Below are 20386 nucleotides of genomic sequence, written 5' to 3'. Positions count from 1 at the left end.
TCGGTGAACGGAGCAGGTAAATCAACCCCGAGCCAACCCAAGGAGCACAGCGCAGTGGACCAGGCATACGATCCCGCCCAGCACGTTAACCAGGCCAGGATTACGGGCGTCTCCATCACGCCGGTGGCCTTCAAGGACCCGCCGCTCCTGAACACCGTGGGCGTCCACGAACCGTTCGCGCTGCGTGCCATCGTGGAGGTCCGGACGGACGCCGGGGTATCAGGTTTCGGTGAAACCTACGGCGATGCCGGCCACGTTGCCCGGCTCCAGCTCGCAGCTGCGGCCCTCCCCGGGACGGACGTTTTCAACATCAACGGGCTGCGCAGCCGCATCGTCCAGGCGCTGGAGCAGGACACCATCCAGGGCGGCCACGGCATGAGCGGCATGGTCACCGGTTCGAGCACAACCGACCGCGTGCTGTCCGCCTTCGACGTCGCAGCCCTGGATATTCAAGGCAAGCTCCTCGGCCGGTCGGTCAGCGACCTCCTCGGCGGCGCCGTCCGCGATTCTGTGCAGTTCAGCGGGTACCTGTTCTACAAGTGGGCGGGCCACCCCGGCCAGGAAGACGACGCCTGGGGCGCAGCCCTGGATCCCGCCGGGATCGTAAAGCAGGCCCGGACCATGGTGGACCGCTACGGTTTCAGCGCGTTCAAACTGAAGGCAGGCGTCTTCGCGCCGGAAGAAGAGATCGCGGCCATCCAGGCCCTCCGTGCGGAGTTCCCCGACCTGCCCCTCCGCATCGACCCCAACGGCGCCTGGACGGTGGAAACCTCCATCCGCGTGGGCAAGGAATTGCACGGCGTTCTGGAGTACCTTGAGGACCCCACGCCCGGCATTGAGGGCATGGCGGCCGTGCGCCGGGAGGTGGACATGCCGCTGGCCACGAACATGTGCGTGGTCAGCTTCGCGGACGTGGCCCCTGCCGTGGCTGCCGGCGCAGTGGATGTCATCCTCTCGGACCACCACTTCTGGGGCGGCCTCCGCCGCACCCAGTTCCTCGCCGGCATCACTGAGACGTTCGGCCTGGGGCTGTCAATGCACTCGAATTCCCACCTGGGCATCAGCCTCGCCGCCATGGTCCATTTGGCGGCAGCCACCCCCAACCTCGATTACGCGTGCGACACGCACTGGCCGTGGAAGGACCCGTCGGAGGACGTCATTGCCGACGGCGTGTTCACCTTCACGGACGGCGCCGTCAAGGTCCCCGCCGGCCCGGGCCTGGGAATCGAGGTGGACCGTGACGCCCTCGAACGCCTGCACCGCCAGTACCTTGACTGCGGACTCAGGAGCCGGGATGACACCGGTTATATGCAGCGGCTCCACCCCTCCTATGAACTCCAGAGCCCCCGGTGGTAAACCCCGGGGAGCAGAATCCGGACCGCCTGGAAGCACTGAAGATCGTGGTTACGGACCCCATCATCAGCCGCTTTGAGGAAAAGCTAAGGGCCGACGGCGGCACTCACCAGTGGGACATGGCTGCGGCTTGGACTCCGGAACGCCGGCTTGGCGCCCTGGCGGGCGCCGACGTCGTGGTTTGCTCCTCCCTCGGCCCCACGGAAGCGGAGGCTGCCGGCCGCGTGCGGCTGGTCCATGTCACGGGTGCAGGCTACGACAAGATCTCCTTCCCGCACCTGGTGCCGTCAGCGCTGGTGGCCAACACCTTCCACCACGCACGGCCCATCGCAGAGCACGTCCTGATGGTCACCCTGATGCTTTCCCGCAATGTTGCCGCCGCCGACCGGGAGATCCGCCAGGGGCAGTGGCGGACCATCGCAACGGCCGACGGCGTGCCGTTCCATCCCGTTCTCGCCGACCTGACACTGGGTCTGGTGGGCCTGGGTTCCATCGGCGCTGAAGTCGCCCGCGTCGCCGGAATGCTGGGCATGAAGGTCCGGGCTGTGCGGCGCAATCCGTCGGCCGTCCTGCCGCAGGGAGTCCGCCTCGACTGGGTGGGCGGAAACCACGAGCTCAAGGGGCTCCTGGCCGCGTCCGACGTCGTAGTGGTGACCGTGCCGCTGGATTCCGACACAGAAGGGATGATCGGGGCGGCGGAACTGGCTTCCATGAAACCCTCGGCGTTCCTTATTAACGTGGCACGCGGACCCGTGGTTGACCAGGGCGCGCTGTACGCAGCCCTGAAGGAACGGCGCATCGCCGCAGCGGGCCTCGACGTCTGGTGGGGGTCGCCCGCGGATGGCGTGGTTCCGCCTGCGGAACTGCCGTTCGCGTCCCTGCAGAACACCGTTCTGACCCCGCATCATTCCGGTCATGCGCGCATCACCTTTGAACGCCGGGCGGCGGACATTGCCGCCAACATCGGGCTGCTGGCGCGCGGCGGGGAGCTCAATAACATGGTGCAACGGCCCGTTCCGGCTGCGTAGCCGCCAAGCCGCGGCCCGCTAAGGCTAGGAGCGGCTGCGGCTACGGAACCGCCAGGACCAACTGCACGATCAGCATGGCGCTTCCCAGCGCCGACGCCCCCAAGGCCAGTGCCTTCAGGCGTGCGGCGTTGAGGAAGCGATTAACCAACCGCGATGCCGCGTAGCCGCCAACGGCCGCAGGAACCATCCACAGCGCCAGGGAAAGCATCTCCAAAGTGACCGCGCCGGTCATCCACAGCATCACCATCGAAATCGACGATCCCACCATAAAGAACGCGCTCATGGTGCCGCGCAGCTTGGGACCATGGTGTCCCTGCCAGACCAGGGCCATGGGCGGGCCGCCGATGGACGTCGCGGTGCCCATGATGCCGGAGGCCGCGCCGGCAGCGATCAGGTTGGCGCGGACGGGGCGGGGCGCCCAGCCGCGGCCCGCCAGCACCAGGCCGGTCAGCACCACGGCCACCACCACCCAGGCGAGGCCTTCCCTGGACAGGGCCGTCACCAGCCATGCACCAAGGAAACTCCCGGGAATCCGGCCCACCAAAGCCCAGCCCGTGCCCCGCAGATCCAGGCTTTGGCGCTCCCGCACGGTCACCATCACGGTGACCAGGAAGGCAAGGAGGATCAGCGTGGCCGGAAGCAGCGCCGGATCCACCATCGCGATCACCGGCGCTGCGAGCATACCCATGCCGAAGCCGCTGGACGCCTGCAGGCACGCGGCCAGGAAGATCACCCCGGCGATGACGGCATACTCCGCACCAGTCACTCAGGTTCCGTCACTGGGCGGCGGCAGTGGCAGTGGACATCGCCGCGGCCGTGGCGCCGGTCAGGCCCTTGATGGAATCGAGCGGGAAATGGCACTCGGCAACATGCTTCGTGCCGTCAGGGGCCGCCAGGACCTGCGGTTCCGGCGACAGTTCAGCGCAGATGTCCCGGGCTTTCCAGCACCGCGTCCGGAAACGGCAGCCCGACGGCGGATCCAGCGGAGAGGGCAGCTCGCCCTGGAGGACAATCCTGTCCCGCTTGGTTCCGGTGACGTCCAGCTTCGGGGACGCCGACATCAGGGCCGCAGTGTAGGGGTGCCGGGGGTGGTCAAAGACTTCCTCGGTGGCCCCTGTCTCGATGATCCGGCCGAGGTACATCACGGCCACCCTGTCCGCCACATGGCGGACCACGGACAGGTCGTGCGAGATGAAGATGTAGGACACCCCGAGTTCCTGCTGGAGCTCGTTGAGCAGGTTCAGGACCTGCGCCTGGACGGAAAGGTCCAGGGCCGAGACCGGCTCGTCGAGGATGATGACGTCCGGGTTCAGGGCCAGGGCACGGGCGATGCCGATGCGCTGGCGCTGGCCGCCGGAGAATTCCTGCGGCGACTTGCGGGCATCGGAGGGGCGCAGCCCCACCATGTGGAGCAGCTCGCGGACCCTGGCCTCGCGTTCCCTGGACGTCGGGTAGAGGCCACGGTGGGTGGCCCAGGGCTCGGCGATGATGTCGCCGGCGTTCATCCGGGCGTTCAGGGAGGCGAAGGGGTCCTGGAAGACCATCTGAACGCGCCGCCGCCAGCTCAGCAGTTCCTTGCCGCGAAGCCCGAACGGGTTGGTTCCCTCAAAGCTCACGGTCCCCTCATCCGGTGTTTCCAGCATCATCAGGGTCCGCGCCAGCGTGGACTTGCCGCAGCCGGACTCGCCCACCAGCCCGAGCGTCTCCCCCCGGCCCACTGTCAGGCTGATGCCGTCCAGGGCCTTGAGCCGGGTGTTGCCGCTGGCGCTCTTGGCCACATGGAACGTTTTGGTCAGGCCGTCAATTTTCAGAAGCGGCTCAGACATTGTTGATCTCCTCGCTGAAGTGGCAGGCGGCAGAGCGCGCGGGCCGCGGCTCCGTGCCGGAAGGGACGCTCACGGGTGTGCCTGAGACCGGAGCGCCTGTGACCGGGGTACCGGTAACCGGACGGAGCACGGGCCGCTCCGCCCTGCAGATGTCCTGCACCAGCGGGCAGCGGGATTGGTAGACGCAGCCGGCGGGAATGTCGTGGAGCTCCGGCGGACTGCCGGCAATTGACTTCAGCCGGGCGCCGCGCTCCAGGTGGACGGGCACTGATTCCAGCAGCCCCTTGGTATAGGGGTGGCGCGGGTCGGCGAAAACCTCGGAGACCGGTCCGCTCTCCACCACGTTGCCGGCGTACATCACGGCCACGGAGTCGGCTTCCTCGGCCACCACCGCAAGGTCGTGGGTGATGAGGATGACAGCCATCCGGCCTTCCTCCCGGAGCTTCCGCAGAAGTTGCATGATCTGCGCCTGGACTGTGACGTCCAGGGCGGTGGTGGGTTCATCGGCGATCAGCAGGCGCGGGTTGAGGGCCACGGCCATGGCGATGAGGATGCGCTGGCGCATGCCGCCGGAGAACTGGTGGGGGTAGGAATTGATCCTGGATTCCGGCTCGGGGATTCCGACGCGCTTCATCAGGTCAATCGCCTCAACCCGTGCTTGCTTGGCGTTGAGGCCGCGGTGGATACGGAAGGCCTCACCCAGTTGTGTGCCCACCGTATAGACGGGGTTCAGCGCAGTCAGGGCGTCCTGGAAGACGATGCCCAGCTCGGGCCCGGCAAATTTGAGCCGTTCCTTGGCGCTGAGGGCGGCGAGGTCGGTGCCGTTGAGGAGGATCTCACCGTCAGCCAGGTCGCAGACGGGATCCATGATCCCGGCAAGTGCCTTGGCTGTCATGGATTTTCCGCAGCCCGATTCCCCGAGCAGCGCCAGCGTCTCTCCGGCGCGGGCCTCGAAAGCCACGCTGTTAACAGCGCGCACCGTGCCGCGGTGTGTGCGGATGTCCACCGCGAGGTCGCGGACCTGCAGGACGACGTCGTGTGCCTTCGCCTGCCCTGTTGCTGCGCCTGTGCCTGTGCCTGCGGCTGCGGCTGCGGCACGCGAGCGTTTGGCGGGCGCTTGGTCGGTAGCTGTTTTCACGGCTTTGCCTCCTTGGCTGGGATGCGGGCGATCAGCCGCTTGCGGGGAAGTGCGAGGCGCCAGCGCTGGGCGGGATCGGTGGCGATCCGCAGCCAGGCGGCGAGGACGTTGGCGGCGATGGTGGTGACAACGATGGCAACACCCGGGAAGATCGACAGCCACCACGCGGTCTGCAGGTACTGCCGGCCCTGGGAGACCATCAGGCCCCAGCTGACGTCCGGAGGCTGGATGCCGATGCCCAGGAAGCTCAGTGACGACTCGGCGAGCATCACGTAGCAGAACTCGAGCGTGGCCAGCGTGAGGAGCGTCGGCAACACCACCGGGATGACGTGCCGGACGATGATCGCATTGGGCCTGGCGCCGAACGTGCGCGCCGCATCAACAAATGTCCGGCTCTGGAGCTCCGCTGACTCGGCACGTGCGGTGCGCAGGTATATAGGGATGCGGGTAAGGGCCAGGATCAGCACGATGTTTGCTGCGCTGGGGCTGAACACATAAAGCACGACGACGGCGAGCAGCAGGGACGGGAAACTCATGATCACGTCGGCCATCCGCATGGACACGTTCTCCCGCCAGCCCCGGTGATAGCCTGCCCACACGCCCCACAGGGAGCCAACGAACAGGGCCACGGCCACCGCAGGCAAAGCGACGGACAGGGTGGTCCGGCTCGCCACCACCAGGCGGGCCAGCATGCTGCGGCCCAGCGAATCACTCCCCAGGAAGTATTCCCAGCCGTGCGCCAGCATGAATGGTGCTTTATTGGCGAACAGCAGGTTCTGTTTGGTGGCCAAATCGCCCATCAGCGCAGGGCCGACAAGGGCAGTCAGGCCGACGAACACCAGGATCAGCGCAGACACCGTAGCAAAGCGGTCCTTGAGCAGGAGACGGAAGAGGCTCAGCTTTCCATCCTGTTTTCCGTCATCCCTTTCGTTCTGGTGTTCGTGGGCCACCGGCAGCTGCTCCGGCGCCACACCCTCAGTCAGTGAACTCTTCATGGCTACTCCTAAGCCTTAACCGTGACGGGACGGACGCGCGCGTCCAGCAGCGCGTACCCCATGTCGATGAGGATGTTCAGGGCAAAGATCGCGACGGCGGTGAGCAAGACGGCTGCCTGCAGGACGGCGAAGTCCCGCTGCAGGATCGAATCGATCATGAGCTTTCCGATCCCCGGCCAGCCGAAGATGGTCTCCACCACCACGGCCCCGTTGACGAGGCCCACGGTCAGGTCGCCGGCCACCGTCAGCGCAGGGGCGGCCGCATTGCGGAGCGCGTGGTGGGTGACCACCCGGAGTTCGCCTGCTCCGCGGCTGCGGGCCAGTTTGATGTAGGGCTCCGAGAGGGCGGAGACCATGGAGCCGCGGACGATCTGGACCAGCACGCCGAACGGCCGCAGGAGCAACGTGGCGATGGGCAGCACCCAGGCACCGGCTCCCGACACACCTGATGTCGGGAGCCAGCCCAGGGTGATGGCGAAGACCCAGATGCCCACGATTGCCAGCCAGAAATCCGGGATCGAAGCGGCAGCCATCGAGACGAAACTTGAGATGCGGTCCGCAATGCCGTTGGGCTTCAGGGCAGCCCAACAACCGACCACCAGTGCCAGCAACACCGCCAGCACCATGGTGGTGGCGGCCAGCTGCAGGGTGGCGGGGAAGGCACGCAGCGCCATGGCCGCGGCATCCTGCCCCGTGCGCAGCGACTGCCCGAAATCGAGCCGGAGCACTCCGCTGAAGTAGTCGGCCATCTGCACCAGCAGCGGCTGGTCCAGTCCGTTCCGCGCGGTGAAGTCGTCGCGCATCTGTTGGGTGGCATTCAGCGGCAGGTACAGGCTGGCGGGGTTTCCCGTCATCCTGGCCAGGGCGAACACTCCAACGATCACCACCACCAGCGGCAAAGCGCTGGAGACAATCCGCTTTCTCAAGTAGATCAGCATGGCTGTCCTTCTTTCCCGGAGGTCCGCGCTAGTTTGCCGGGGTCATTTCCGAAACACGCAGCTCGTCGCCGCTGGACGAATTGGGCGTGTAATTCACGGACTTGGCCTTGCCGATGATGCCGGTCTGGTGCGAGATGTGGGCAAACTGGACAACCTTGTCGTTCTGGTAGGCGAAAATCTCCTCGAAGTCCTTCTTCCGCTCATCGCCGGAGGCCGCGTCCGCCTCCTTGATCATGGCGTCGAACTCAGGCGTGCCGAAGTAGCTCTGCGCTCCGGTGGACAGCATGTACTGGTCAACCGTGAAGGCCGCGTCACCGGCCTGGTTGCCGTGCTGGGTCATCAGGGCAACCGCGCCTTCGTCGTCCGCGAACGGGCGGACCTGGTACGTCAGGTGCTGGCTGGTTTCGAGCATCTTCAGCTTCACGTTCAGGCCGGCCTGGCTCAGCTGCTCCTGGAGGACCTGGGCCAGCTCAGTGATCTTGGGAAACTGTGCGCTGCGGACCACGAGGGAGATCTGCGCGGACGTATCAACGCCGGCGGCCTTTGCCTCGGCTACGAGGGACTTCGCCTTGTCCAGGTCGAACGGCCAGCCCTTCAGTTCCGCGTTGTGCCCCACGATGCCCTCGGGAACCAGCTGGGCAGCCACCTGGTGCTTGCCCTGGTAGAGCGAGTTGACGATTCCCTCTTTGTCGAGCGCGTAATTGATTGCCTGGCGTACGCGGATGTCATTGAGCGGGGCCTCGTTCGCGTCGAGCCGCAGCGCCACCGTCTCGTTGTTGGGGTAGTCGACGCCAAGGTCTCCGATGTTGTCGTCCGGGCTCAGCCCCATGGCAACGTCAGCTTCGCCGCTGGTGACCATGGCAGCGCGCACCGAGCTCTCGGAGCGCCACTGGTACTCGGCCTTGGCGTAGGCGGGCTTGTCTCCCCAGTAACCGTCCCAGCTGGACAGCGTGATCTTCTGGCCGGCGTCCCACTTCTCAATCTTGTACGGACCGGTGCCGATTGGCTCACGGACTTTCTCCGTGGCGCTCGTCGACGTCGGAACCACTTCGAGGAACGAAAGGCGCAGCGGCAGGATGGGATCAGGTTCGGGGGTGGTGACGGTCAGGGTGGTGGCATCCACGGCCTTTACGGCGAGGTCCGCGTCGCCGAAGACGTAGCCCTCCACGTTGCAGCCGAGCTTGGAGTTGACGGCTCTTTCGATGGTGAAGGCGGCGGCTTCGGCGTTGAAGGGCGTGCCGTCCTGGAAGGTCACGCCTTCGCGCAGCTTGAGGGTCCACTCGGTATCCGTGGTGGCTTTCCATTCGGTGGCGAGCTTGGGCTCGAGTTCCCCGCTCTGCGGGTTGCGTTCAATCAGCGGTTCGGTGACGTTCGAGCGCACCACAACACCGGTGGAAGTCAGGTTCGACTCACAGGCTTCCAGGGTAGGCGGTTCCTGGCCGAGCACAACGCGCACTGTATTCGAGGACGCGGCGCCGGCGTCGGAATTGGCTACTGAGCACCCGCTAAGACCGAGTATCGCGACGGATGCCAGGGCCGGCCATTTGAGCAAGGCGACAGGAAATGGGGGCTTTGAAGAAGACGTCATTGGATTCCTCCGAATTGGGTGTTTGCGGCAGGGGGTGCGCTTGCACCGGTGGAACAGGCAACAAGATCAGGTGTTTCGGGCCGCGCTGGACTCAAGCTAGTTGAGGTCCAAAGGCTCCACAAGGTTTTCGCCGGCCTCCGGGGACGCGCGGCTGGGCCCGTCGTGGCACCTGCACCCTGTGATGGGAGCCACTTATCGCGGAAATCCGCGCGGTTCCGCGAGAGTAGTCCAATCGATTCACTTCGGACATCGATCCATGCCATTTACATGTTGGACGCGTATGGATCGGAAACCTAGGGTGCAGATATGAAGAACATCGCTGTCCTGCAGGTAGGGCCACTCATGCCAACCGTCCAACAATCCATCAGGAGCGAGTACGAAGCCGTGCGGCTCCCCGACTCCAGCCCGGAGCGGGAAGAATTCCTGCAGCACCACGGCGGGACCTTCGAGGTTGCCGTGACCTCCGGAAAGTTCGGCGTCGGCCCGGACCTGATGCGCGCCCTGCCCAACCTTCGCGCGGTCATCAACTTCGGCGTCGGCTACGACACTACGGACGTTGCCCAGGCCGCCCGGCGCGGCATCACCGTCAGCAACACCCCCGATGTCCTCAACGACTGCGTGGCGGACACTGCCATCGCCCTGTACCTGGACGTCCTGCGCCGGGTGAGCGCCGCGGACCGCTTCGTCCGCCGCGGTGACTGGCTCAGCAAAGGCAACTTCCCCCTGGCCACCAAAGCCAGCGGCAAGAGGGTGGGCATTCTCGGACTCGGCCGGATCGGGCGGGTCATCGCCCGGAGGCTGGAAGGCTTCGACTGCGGCATCAGCTACCACAGCCGCAATCCGGTGGACGGGGTCAGCTATGAGTACAAGGCCTCACCGCGCGAACTCGCTGCCGGTTGCGACGTGCTGATTGTCGCCGCCGCAGGCGGACCCGGTTCGGCCAGACTCGTGGACGCCGACGTCATCGATGCGATCGGGCCCAAGGGCTACCTGATCAACATCGCCCGCGGATCCGTGGTGGATGAGGAGGCCCTCGTAGCTGCCCTGCTGGCCGGACGGCTGGCCGGCGCGGGGCTGGATGTCTTTGCAGAGGAACCGAAGGTCCCGGAAGACCTCCTCACCTTGGACAACGTGGTGCTCCTGCCGCACCTCGGGAGCGGGACCCACGAAACGAGGGCGGCCATGGCAGAACTTACCCTCGCCAACCTGCGGCAGTTCGTGGCCACCGGTTCGGTCCTGACGGCGGTGCAGGCATGAGCGTGGCGGTGGGCTACGTCGCCAGCCAGGAGGGCCGCGCCGCGCTCAGCGCCGCCATCGGGGAGGCGGCACTTCGAAAGACCGCCCTGCAGATCATGGGCCCCGTCGCGGGCGAAGCATCCGCCGAGGCGGAGTCGGACATCCGCCACGCCATCGCCGCGGCAGCCGCCGCGGGCGTCCGGGCCTCGCTCCGCCCCAACGAAGGAACTGACGCAGCGGACTTCATGATCGACGCCTCCTATGAGGAGGATGTTGAGCTGATAGTGATCGGCGTTCGGCGGCGCTCCCCGGTGGGGAAGCTGTTCCTGGGCAGCACTGCCCAGCGCGTCATCCTCGAAGCCGGCTGCCCGGTCACCGCGGTTAAACCAGAGGTCGGCCCGCGCACCTGAGCCAAGGTCCCGCGGTGCCCTGTAGGTATCAAGCAATGCAAAAAGTGTGTTGGACGGGCATTACTGCCGTTGAATAAAGTCGAGGGGAAGCTGTGGCGGGGACCACAAGGGCCAGCCACCCGTCCCCCCGCAGCGTGAGCTTTATTCATCTATACAGAGGATTTACCCCATGCAATCTGTAGACATCGCTGTCACGGATCTGGCGTCTGCCACCAAGAAGTTCTTCCGGCGCGTCCTGCCCATCATGCTGGTCATGCTCGTCTGCAACCAGCTGAACCGGTCAAACATCGGCTACGCCCACGAGCACCTGGAGGCGGATGTCGGAATCGGCGCCGCCGCCTACGGCTTCGGTGCAGGTTTGTTCTTCATTGCCTACGCAATCTTTGAACTGCCCAGCAACGTGATGATGGAGAAGTTCGGCGCGAGGGTCTGGCTCACCCGGATCATGATCAGCTGGGGCATCGTTTCCTTCCTGATGGCCTTCGTGCAGAACGAAATGATGTTCTACGTGCTGCGGTTCCTGCTCGGCGCGGCTGAGGCCGGGTTCTTCCCCGCCGTCATCTTCTATTTCGCCCGGTGGGTTCCGGCCGGCCAGCGGGGCAAGGCCACCGCCATCTTCATTGCCGGTTCCTCGGTTGCCGCTGCCCTCTCCGGACCCATCGCCGGAATGCTGCTCAGCCTCCAGGGCGCCCTCGGCTTCCGCGGCTGGCAGTGGCTCTTTGGCTTCGAAGGCCTGCTCTCCGTCGCCGTCGGCATCACGGTCTACTTCCTCCTGGACGCCAGGATCGAGGACGCTAAATGGCTGACCGGCAGGGAGAAAACGGCCCTCATCAGCGCCATCGCCAGCGAGGATGCTGAGCACACCACCGGCAAGGACACAAAGGTCAACCGCTGGAAGATGCTGCTGAACCCGCAGATCCTCCTCCTATGCGGCATCTACTTCTCAGTCCAGCTGTCCATTTACGCCAACACCTTCTGGCTGCCGAGCATCGTCAAGCAGATCCCCGGCACCACGGACCTGAGCGTTGGGTTCCTGTCCGCCATTCCGTGGGTCTGTGCCGTCTTCGCGATGTACTTTGCGGCCAAATGGCAGGACCGGGCCAAGTCCAAGCGTCCGCTGCTGGTGGTGGCCCTGCTCGTCGCCGCAGTCGGAACGTTCGCGGCAGCCGTTGCCTCCCCGGTCCTGGCCCTCGTATTCCTCGCCGTCGCCGCGATGGGCTTCAAGAGCGCGTCGCCGCTGTTCTGGACCATCCCCCAGTCAGGCCTGCACCCCCTGGTGCTCGCGCCGGCCATCGCGATCATCAACTCGCTCGGCAACCTGGGCGGCTTCGTTGCACCGTTCGGCTTCGGCCTCATCAAGGAACAGACCGGAAGTGTTGTCCCCGGCCTGTTCGCGCTGGCGGCGGCGTCCACGCTAGCCGCCGGCCTGGTGTACTTCCTCAAGGAACGGACGACGTCGGCCCCTCCTGCTGCGGAGGCCCCCGAAGGTGCCGCCACAGCGGAGACCCGGCAGCCGGCCGCAGCCCGCTAGGCACGGGCCCCGCGCCGCTATTCCCCGCCCCTGTGGCGCCGTCCCCCGGTCATTCCAGGGGATTGGACCGTGGGGCGGGGAAACGCCGCATAAATCTTAAAGCAGAAGAACCCCGGTCCTAAGACCGGGGTTCTTCCATTTGCGTGCGCGAGGGGGGATTTGAACCCCCACGCCCTTTCGGACACTGGCACCTGAAGCCAGCGCGTCTGCCGTTCCGCCACTCGCGCGCAACTTCTCTTACACGACAAGACGCCCGTTTTCCGGACTCCCAGCCTTGCAAAAGCAGCGAGATCAAGCATAACGGACAACCACGGCAAAACACCAATCGGGCCCTGCGGCCGACCGTCCGGGCAGAAATGCGCCCAGGGACGGGGCCTTCGGATGATGCCGTCCGAACCGCGCCAGCGCAGGCCGGGATGAACTATTCTGCCCGCCCCGGCGTTGTGCATTAAGGTCATTCACAGCCCTGCCCAGTAGTATCTGATGTAGGAGTGCCCGTCCCCGGCGCACTCCCGGCAATGTTGTGAACTGAGTTCCGAAACGTGTGCTGCCCCGCAGCCGTCAGGAGAGGAGAGGTGCCATGGGAATGCTGGACAAAGTCGAGCGCGGCATCGAAAAGGCCGTCCGCGGTGTCTTCTCCACCGGTTCGCGCGCCCAGGTTGAACCTGTGGAAATCGCCAGCCGTCTTCGCCGGGAAGTGGACCACAAGGCCATCACCATCGCCGCCGGACGCACACTTGCCCCCAATGTTTTTGACGTCCGCCTCAGCGCCGACGACTTCAAGCGGGCACAGGAGTGGGGCACGCCCCTGGCGGAAGAACTTTGCGACGTGGTCATCAACCACGTCCGGAGCCAGGGCTACACGCTCCGCGGTTCGGTCCGCATTTCCTTCCGCCGCGACGAAGAAATCCGCGCGGGCGATTTCGAGATTGATTCAAAGACTGAGAATGCCTCCGGTTCCGCTGCGGCTCCGCCGGTGCCACGGAACAACGTCCCGGCTGCTCCGAGCCGCCAGCCGGTTCGGCTCCAGCCGGTCCTGGACATTGACGGACAGCGATACTCCCTGAATGCCGCGTCCATCGTTTTGGGCCGGTCGTCGGAGGCCGACATCCTGGTGGACGACACCGGGGTTTCCCGCCGCCACCTTGAAATCCGCACCACCAACGGCACTACAGAGGCCGTCGACCTGGGATCCACCAACGGCAGCTACGTCAACGGACACAAGGTCGTAGGCAGCGTAGACCTTACTGACGGCTCCACCATCACGATGGGACGGACCAAAATCATCTTCCGCCTTTTGCCCGCCAACTCCGGTGGCCGCCAGTGAGCGAACTGACCATTACGGCCCTGCGCTTCGGATTCCTCCTGTTGCTGTGGGTCCTTATCTTCAGCATCGTGTCCGCCATGCGCCGGGACCTGATGATCGGCCGGAAGGCCGCCATGGGTGCCCCGACTGCCCGCCAGGTACGCAAACACCCCGAACTGGCGGAAGCCGCTCCGCCGCCCGCGAAACAGCAGGCTCGGCAGCTGGTTGTCACAGAGGGTCCGCTCAAAGGCCACACCATCCCGCTTGCAGAGAGTCCCATCCTGTTGGGCCGCGCGCAGGAAGCCACGCTGGTCCTTGAGGATGACTACGCCTCAGGCCGGCACGCCCGGCTGTTCCCGCAGGGCAGCCGCTGGTTCATCGAGGATCTTGGCTCGACCAATGGCACGTATCTCAACAATCAGCAGCTCACCCGAGCCCTCCCGGTGGAGCTCGGTGTCCCCGTGAGAATCGGCAAGACGGTCATCGAATTGAGGCCATAGCCGTGGCCGTCCCGGAGATTCCCGCCGAAAAGGGCCCAACCCCGCTGCGGCCGCTCATCATGCGCTACGCCGCCCGCTCGGATGTGGGACGCATCCGCGCCAAAAATGATGACTCCGCCTACGTCGGCCGGCACCTGGCCGTTGTGGCCGACGGCATGGGCGGCCACGCCGGAGGTGACGTGGCCTCCGCGGCGACTGTCCTGGACATGCTCCACCTGGACCACGGGAATTACGACGGCGACGCGGGAACCGTGCTGGCGGACGAAATCCAGACCGCCAATTCCCTCCTGTCCGAACTGGTCCACATCAACCCCAAGCTTGCCGGGATGGGCACCACTGTCACGGCCCTGCTCCTGGCCGAAGGCAAACTGCACTTCGCCCATATCGGCGACTCCCGGGCCTACCGGCTGCGCAACGGCGAATTCAAGCAGATCAGTGTCGACCACACGTTCGTCCAAAGGCTCATCGACGAGGGCCGGCTGCGCCCGGAGGAAGCGGAAACACATCCGCACAAGAACGTTCTGATGCGGGTCCTGGGCGACGTCGATGCAAGCCCGGAGCTCGATCTGGCCACCCTTGACGTCGAACCCGGCGAGCGGTGGCTCCTCTGCTCCGACGGCCTGAACTACGTTGCGGGACACGTGGTGGAACGTACGGTCCGCGAGACCAAGGACCTGCGCGAATGCGTCGAAACGCTCGTGGACCTGACCCTTGAGGCCGGCGCCCCGGACAACGTCACCGTGGTCATGCTGGAAATCGTGGAGCAAACTCCCGACGACGTCCGCACGGCCGCCGTCGAAATCGTCCAGCCGCAGGCAGGCAGCGCAATTGCTGCCGGCGCGGCCGCCCTCGCGAGCACCCCGGCGCCCGCTACCAAAATTCCTGACGAAGAGGCACAGCTGCAGGACGTCCGCGGCGGGGCTGGCGAGGCACAGCCCCCGGAAACTGCCCCCGGGACTGCCGATGGTTCCGAACCGAAGCCTGCCGGAGACGATGCCAGCGGGGACGACCGAACCGGGAGCATTGACGGCGGGAGCGCCGGCACCAGCGTCCCCGGGCCGGCACCCAAACCGGCAGAACCCTCCACCACCACGGACCCGCATCTGGGCGAGCACCTTTCGGCTGCCGTTCTCCGCGAGGAACTTTCAACGCGTCCGCATGAGCTCGTTGGCGCGGCCGCCACGGCCGCTGAAGCCGGTTCCATCCCCACGATCGCCGGCCGGACCGTTGCGCGCCGCGCCGCGACCGTGCTCACGCACAAGTCGGATCAGGGCCGTGAGGAAACCGACGAATACAAGCCTGCCGCGAAGCCGCGCCGCTGGGTCACCATCGCCACGGCCGCCGCGCTGCTCGTGATCCTGAGCGTCGGCCTGTGGCTCGGCTATGCCTGGACGCAGACGCGCTACTACATCGGCGAATACGACCAGCGGGTTGCCATTTACAACGGCGTTTCGCAGCGCCTGGGACCCATTCAACTGTCGACCCTGGAGACAGTGACGGAGATCAAGATGTCGGACCTCCCGGAATTTTCGCAGCAGCGGGTCCGCCAGACGGTGCCGGCGCGCGACCTCTATGACGCCCAGCGGATCGTCAAGAACCTGGACCTGACCGGGACCACGTCACCGGCGGACGAGTGCCCCACTTCGTCGCCCACCTCCACCACCGCCCCGTCGGCCTCCGGAGCAGCGCCCTCGCCGAGCGGTACCGCACCGCCCGGAACGCCCACACCGACCGCCACGCCCAGCCAGACTGCCAACGCTTGTGAGGAGGCCAAATGACACAGCTCGAGGCCGCCACCCCCAAGCCGCGCAGGAACACCGAGCTTGCCCTGCTGGTTCTTGCCCTGGCCGTCGGCATCGGCGCCAACGCCCTCGTAGGGGTTGACCAGGAAAAAGCGTTTGACACGGATTTCTGGTTCCAGTCCAGCATGCTGGCCGCTGCCGCCCTTGCTTTCCACGTGGTGCTCCGCATCCGCGCAAAATATGCCGATCCGGTTATTCTTCCCCTCGTGGTCGCCCTGAACGGCCTGGGCCTGGCCATGATCCACCGCCTCGACCGGGTGGGCGAGGACACCGGCAACAACCAGCTCCGCTGGACGCTGGTCGCCATGGGCGTCGCTATCGCCGTTATCTGGTTCCTCAAGGACCACCGGATCCTGCGGCGGTTCACCTACATCTCACTTGCCGTGAGCGCCCTGCTGCTGATTCTGCCGCTGGTGCCCGGCATCTCCGCAGGCGAGGTCCTTGGCGCCAGCGTCTGGATCAAGATCGGGCCGATGACCTTCCAGCCGGGTGAAGTTGCCAAGATCACCCTGGCTATATTCTTCGCCGGGTATCTCTCCTCCAACCGCGATCTCATCCTGCTCGCGGGCCGGAAGATCGGGCCGCTCCAGTTCCCGCGCTTTAAGGACATGGGGCCCATGATCACAGCCTGGCTGGTGAGTATCGGGGTGCTGATTTTCCAGCGGGACCTCGGCTCGTCAGTGCTGTTCTTCGGCCTGTTCATCGTGATGATCTACGTGGCCACGAGCCGGATCAGCTGGGTCATCATCGGCGTTGCGCTGCTTCTGGGCGGCGGCTTTGTTGCCTCCAAAGTCTTCTCGCACGTGGGCCTCCGCATCGACGGGTGGCTCAACGCCTTCACGGATGAAGTTTACGGACGGCAGTTCGGCGGCAGCCTGCAAATTGTCGAGGGCCTGTTTGGCATGGCCAACGGCGGCCTGGTGGGCACGGGCCTCGGCCAGGGGCGGCCCAACCTCGTGCCGTTTGCCAACAGCGACATGATCATCGCTTCCTTCGGCGAGGAACTCGGCCTGATCGGCCTCTTCGCCATCGTGCTGATGTACCTGCTCCTGTTCACGCGCGGTTTCCGTGCAGCACTGGGAACACGGGATGCTTTCGGGAAGCTGCTGGCCTGCGGGTTGTCTTTCGCCATCGCCCTGCAGTGCTTCGTGGTGATCGGCGGCGTCACGCGGCTGATTCCGCTGACCGGACTCACCACTCCATTCCTGGCAGCGGGCGGGTCCTCGCTACTGGCCAACTGGATCATCGTTGGCCTGCTGCTGATGATCTCGCATACTGCACGCGGTCCGGTGGACACTACGCCCATGCCGCACGGCGCGGAACCCGGCGAAAAGAAGCCCGCTCCGTCCTCCCCGCCGCGACCGGCCAAACAACCCGGCCGGCAGCCTTCCTCCGCCCATCCCGACGCGCCAACTGAAGCGGTGAAACAACTGTGAACCATGCAATTCGGAATTCATGGATTGCCGCGGTAGCCATGTTCGCGCTGATCTTCGGCGCCCTCAGCTATGTCCAGGTGGTGGGCGCGGACGAACTGCAGGCCAACGCCTGGAACAAACGCGCCATCCTGCAGAACTACTGCAACGACCGCGGTGCCATCATTGTCGGCGGAAAGCCCATCGCCCAGTCCGTTGCGGCGTCGGAAAGCTGTAAGTTCCAGCGGACCTACACGGAGCCAGAACTGTACGCCGGCATCACAGGCTATTTCTCCAAGAACTACGGAGTCACCGGGCTGGAAAGCGCCCTGAACCAGCAACTGGCCGGCAGCTCGGACCAGCTCTTCCTGGACCGGGTGGGCCAGCTGTTCCTCGGCAACCAGCCCAAGGGGGCCTCGGTTGAACTCACGCTGGATCCTGAGATCCAGAAGCTCGCCTACGACCTGATTCCGGACGGTCAGCGCGGCTCCATTGTGGTGACAAACCCCAAGACGGGCGACATCCTGGCCATGGTGTCCAAGCCGTCCTACGATCCCAACCTGATCGCAACCCAGGACGCGGACGCCGAGGCGGCCAATTACAACGAGCTGAACAAGATCCCCGGGATCAACCTGAACCAAAACGTCAGCGGCCCCACCGGCGCGCTGCTGGCGCCAGGCTCGGTGTTCAAGCTCGTTGACACCGCAGCGGCGCTCAGCTCGGGCAAGTACAACAAGGACAGTGTCCTGCCCAACCCTGCCGAGATGAGCTTCCCCGGCATCCAGTACAAGCTGCCCAACTACGCCGGCGGCAACTGCTACACGCAGAACACGGCGGACTTCGCCTTTGCCCTCCAGCAGTCCTGCAACACTCCGTTCGCGGAGATTGCCCGGGACCTGGGGCAGCAAGCGATCGCCGACCAGGCCGCAAAGTTCGGCTTCGGCGAGGACCTCGGTGATCAGCTGAAGCTGGACTACGCCAAGAGGGCCTTCCCGGAGGAGGAACTCGACGCGGCCGGGCTCGCCCAGTCCGCCATCGGCCAGCGCGATGTCCGTGCCACACCGCTGCAGATTGCGCTGATGACTTCAGCCATCGCCAACGGCGGCGTCCAGATGCGGCCCAACCTGATCAAGACCTTGCGGTCCCCGGACCTGCGGATCATCAGCGAGCCGAAACCGGAGGTCCTCCGGACGTCCACCAGCCCGGAGATTTCGCGGCAGATCACCGAGTGGATGACCAGTGTCGTCAGTCAAGGCATTGGCCGTGGCGCGGCCGTGCCGGGCGTCCAGGTGGCCGGCAAGACCGGCACCGCCGAGCTGGGAACAGACGGCTTGAACAATTCATGGTTTACCGGGTTCGCCCCGGCCAATGACCCGCAGGTGTCGGTGACCATCGTCATGCAGGGCGTGGACATCACTACCGGTGCACAGCTAACCAGTCCGAACGCGAAAAAGATTTTTGAGGCGGTGTTGAATAAGTGAGGCCTACATCAGGAATCACCCTCGGCGGGAGATTCCAGCTGACCACGCGTATTGCGATTGGCGGGATGGGAGAAGTCTGGAAAGCCAAGGACCTTATCCTTGGCAGGATAGTCGCCATTAAGGTGCTCAAAGAGGAGTACACCGGCGACCCCGGGTTCCTCCAGCGCTTCCGTGCCGAGGCGCGCCACACGGCGCTGCTGAACCACGTCGGCATTGCCAACGTCTTTGACTACGGGGAAGAAGAGGGATCGGCCTATCTGGTGATGGAGCTGGTCCCGGGCCATCCGCTGAGCAGCATCATTGAACGCGAACAGGTGCTGTCCCCGGACCGTACGCTGTCCATGATCGCCCAGACTGCCCGCGCCCTGTCCGTGGCCCACTCACAGGGATTGGTTCACCGCGACATCAAGCCGGGCAACCTGCTGATCATGCCGGACGGCCGCGTCAAGGTGACCGACTTCGGCATCGCCCGGCTGGCGGACCAGGTCCCGCTCACCCAGACCGGGCAGGTCATGGGCACGGCCCAGTACCTCGCCCCGGAGCAGGCCACCGGCCAGACCGCCACCGGCGCCTCAGACATCTACTCACTGGGCGTCATCGGCTACGAGTGCCTCACGGGCCACCGTCCGTTCTCCGGTGAATCGCAGATCGCCATTGCGCTTGCCCAGGTGAATGATGCCCCGCCGCCGCTGCCGGAAACATTGCCGACGCCGGTACGGGCCCTCCTGATGTCCATGCTGGCCAAGGATCCCAAGAACCGCCCCGCCAACGCCATCAAGCTCTCCGAGGCAGCGGAAGCCATCCGCAACGGCGACATCGCCGCTGCGCATGCCGCTGTACCCGGGATGCTGCTCTTCGAGGCAGCCACGGGTCCAATCACAGCACCGGTGGACATCCCCACCGCTGCGACCGGCGTCATCGAATCCAGTGCGGAAAAGGACAAATCGGCGACGACGACTTCCGCACTTCCCGTTGTCGGCGCCGCAGGCGCCGGCGCAGCCGCAGGGCTTGCCGCCGGTGCCGGTTCTGCCGGGGCAACTGGTCCGCGCGGCACGCTGTCGCGCGCCGACGCCCTTGCTGCCGAACGCAGCTGGGAGCAGGAGGAGGAGCAGGACCACTACGACGAACCCGTGGACGAGCCCCAGCGCAAGGGCCGCAGCCCGTGGACGTGGCCGCTCATCGCCCTGATCGTTCTGGTCCTCTTCGCACTGATAGGTGTCATTCTCACACAGGCCGGCGTCTTCTCTCCGTCCGCTCCGGCAGAGTCCTCGTCGACGTCAAGCAGCGCCAAGCCCAGCAGCGCGTCCCCGACGTCCAAATCGGCGAGCCCCACGCCCACCAGCGCGAGCCCGACGCCCACACCGACACAAAGCACTCCGGAGACCATCAACCTGATCCCGGACGCCTACCTGGGCCAGCCATACAACACAGTCCGAAGCCAGCTCGTCGGCATGGGACTCCAGGTCATTGGCGAGCAGGTCTTCAACGATGCGCCCGCAGGCACTGTCACCAATATCGAGCCCTCGGGTCCGGTAAACCCCGGGCAGGCCATCACGGTCACCTATTCGAAGGGCCCCGACCCGAGCCAGGAGTCGTCAGTGCCGGCAATTGGCGTCGGCAGTTCCGAATCACAGACGCAGCGCGCCATCGAAGACGCCGGGCTGCGCTGGGTGAAGGGTGAAGACGTAGCAGGCAGCGCAGGCCAGCAGCCCGGCACGTTCGTCAGTTCGGAGCCGGGCGCCGGCAAGAAGGTACCCGCCGGTTCTGTCGTGACGTACCACCTGGCCCGGGAACTCCTGCCCACGCCCACTACCTCGACGTCGAACTAGGGCGCACCCTTGC

Annotated in this window: 17 protein-coding genes and 1 tRNA gene; 11 read left to right on the top strand and 7 right to left on the bottom strand. The window is 65.5% G+C overall.

The window, feature by feature from the left end:
• Positions 1-54 precede the first annotated feature (54 nt).
• Positions 55-1356 (top strand): glucarate dehydratase family protein, encoded by a 1302-nt coding sequence (locus AB0N24_RS08525; RefSeq protein WP_364122835.1) that lies wholly within the window; start codon positions 55-57, stop codon positions 1354-1356.
• Positions 1350-2381: a 2-hydroxyacid dehydrogenase gene (locus AB0N24_RS08520; protein WP_364122833.1), complete on the top strand. Its 1032-nt coding sequence runs from the start codon at positions 1350-1352 to the stop codon at positions 2379-2381. The genes AB0N24_RS08525 and AB0N24_RS08520 overlap by 7 nt, the downstream gene beginning before the upstream one ends.
• A 40-nt stretch (positions 2382-2421) precedes the next feature.
• Here the strand turns inward: AB0N24_RS08520 and AB0N24_RS08515 are convergent, their stop codons facing one another.
• From AB0N24_RS08515 to AB0N24_RS08490, 6 genes are read right to left on the bottom strand one after another with little or no spacing between them, the layout of a single operon-like run.
• Positions 2422-3147, bottom strand: a complete 726-nt coding sequence (locus AB0N24_RS08515) for a sulfite exporter TauE/SafE family protein (protein ID WP_364122831.1) — start codon at positions 3145-3147, stop codon at positions 2422-2424.
• Between the two features lie 10 nt (positions 3148-3157).
• Complete coding sequence (locus AB0N24_RS08510; RefSeq protein WP_364122829.1) at positions 3158-4207, bottom strand: oligopeptide/dipeptide ABC transporter ATP-binding protein; 1050 nt, start codon at positions 4205-4207, stop codon at positions 3158-3160.
• Positions 4200-5345: an ABC transporter ATP-binding protein gene (locus AB0N24_RS08505; protein WP_364122827.1), complete on the bottom strand. Its 1146-nt coding sequence runs from the start codon at positions 5343-5345 to the stop codon at positions 4200-4202. Before AB0N24_RS08505 ends, AB0N24_RS08510 begins: the two co-directional genes overlap by 8 nt.
• Entirely contained in the window at positions 5342-6340 is a 999-nt protein-coding gene (locus AB0N24_RS08500) for an ABC transporter permease (RefSeq protein ID WP_364122825.1), read from the bottom strand. Before AB0N24_RS08500 ends, AB0N24_RS08505 begins: the two co-directional genes overlap by 4 nt.
• Before the next feature lie 8 nt (positions 6341-6348).
• Positions 6349-7278 (bottom strand): ABC transporter permease, encoded by a 930-nt coding sequence (locus AB0N24_RS08495; protein WP_364122823.1) that lies wholly within the window; start codon positions 7276-7278, stop codon positions 6349-6351.
• A 28-nt stretch (positions 7279-7306) separates the two neighbouring features.
• Positions 7307-8866, bottom strand: coding sequence for an ABC transporter substrate-binding protein (locus AB0N24_RS08490; RefSeq protein WP_364122821.1), 1560 nt, complete (start codon positions 8864-8866; stop codon positions 7307-7309).
• 306 nt (positions 8867-9172) lie between these two features.
• Here AB0N24_RS08490 and AB0N24_RS08485 point away from each other — a divergent pair, with 306 nt between their 5' ends.
• The 3 genes from AB0N24_RS08485 (at position 9173) to AB0N24_RS08475 (ending at position 12043) form a co-directional block, all read left to right on the top strand.
• The gene (locus tag AB0N24_RS08485; RefSeq protein ID WP_364122819.1) at positions 9173-10123 is read left to right on the top strand and encodes a 2-hydroxyacid dehydrogenase; all 951 of its coding nucleotides are present in this window, start codon (positions 9173-9175) and stop codon (positions 10121-10123) included.
• Positions 10120-10512 carry a universal stress protein gene (locus AB0N24_RS08480; protein WP_364122817.1) on the top strand — a complete coding sequence of 131 codons (393 nt, stop codon included), beginning with the start codon at positions 10120-10122 and terminating at the stop codon, positions 10510-10512. The genes AB0N24_RS08485 and AB0N24_RS08480 overlap by 4 nt, the downstream gene beginning before the upstream one ends.
• A 169-nt stretch (positions 10513-10681) precedes the next feature.
• Positions 10682-12043 carry an MFS transporter gene (locus tag AB0N24_RS08475; RefSeq protein WP_364122815.1) on the top strand — a complete coding sequence of 454 codons (1362 nt, stop codon included), beginning with the start codon at positions 10682-10684 and terminating at the stop codon, positions 12041-12043.
• A 144-nt stretch (positions 12044-12187) separates the two neighbouring features.
• Here the strand turns inward: AB0N24_RS08475 and AB0N24_RS08470 are convergent.
• Positions 12188-12270, bottom strand: a tRNA-Leu gene (locus tag AB0N24_RS08470).
• A gap of 353 nt (positions 12271-12623) precedes the next feature.
• Between AB0N24_RS08470 and AB0N24_RS08465 the strand changes: the two genes are divergently transcribed.
• Genes AB0N24_RS08465 through AB0N24_RS08440 form a run of 6 tightly spaced genes read left to right on the top strand, consistent with a single transcriptional unit; the run spans position 12624 to position 20373 of the window.
• Positions 12624-13370, top strand: a complete 747-nt coding sequence (locus AB0N24_RS08465) for a DUF3662 and FHA domain-containing protein (RefSeq protein WP_214956780.1) — start codon at positions 12624-12626, stop codon at positions 13368-13370.
• The gene (locus AB0N24_RS08460) at positions 13367-13849 is read left to right on the top strand and encodes an FHA domain-containing protein (RefSeq protein WP_104174632.1); all 483 of its coding nucleotides are present in this window, start codon (positions 13367-13369) and stop codon (positions 13847-13849) included. Before AB0N24_RS08465 ends, AB0N24_RS08460 begins: the two co-directional genes overlap by 4 nt.
• 59 nt (positions 13850-13908) lie before the next feature.
• The gene (locus AB0N24_RS08455; protein ID WP_364122869.1) at positions 13909-15627 is read left to right on the top strand and encodes a PP2C family serine/threonine-protein phosphatase; all 1719 of its coding nucleotides are present in this window, start codon (positions 13909-13911) and stop codon (positions 15625-15627) included.
• Positions 15624-17087, top strand: coding sequence for an FtsW/RodA/SpoVE family cell cycle protein (locus tag AB0N24_RS08450; protein WP_364122813.1), 1464 nt, complete (start codon positions 15624-15626; stop codon positions 17085-17087). Before AB0N24_RS08455 ends, AB0N24_RS08450 begins: the two co-directional genes overlap by 4 nt.
• Positions 17084-18544, top strand: a complete 1461-nt coding sequence (locus AB0N24_RS08445) for a penicillin-binding protein 2 (RefSeq protein ID WP_364122811.1) — start codon at positions 17084-17086, stop codon at positions 18542-18544. Before AB0N24_RS08450 ends, AB0N24_RS08445 begins: the two co-directional genes overlap by 4 nt.
• Complete coding sequence (locus tag AB0N24_RS08440; RefSeq protein WP_364122809.1) at positions 18541-20373, top strand: protein kinase; 1833 nt, start codon at positions 18541-18543, stop codon at positions 20371-20373. Before AB0N24_RS08445 ends, AB0N24_RS08440 begins: the two co-directional genes overlap by 4 nt.
• Positions 20374-20386: the final 13 nt, after the last annotated feature.

Source organism: Arthrobacter sp. NPDC093128 (assembly GCF_040683875.1).
Lineage (GTDB): Bacteria > Actinomycetota > Actinomycetes > Actinomycetales > Micrococcaceae > Arthrobacter.
Note: the sequence above shows the minus strand (reverse complement) of the source record. Positions and strands in the feature narration are given on the sequence as shown.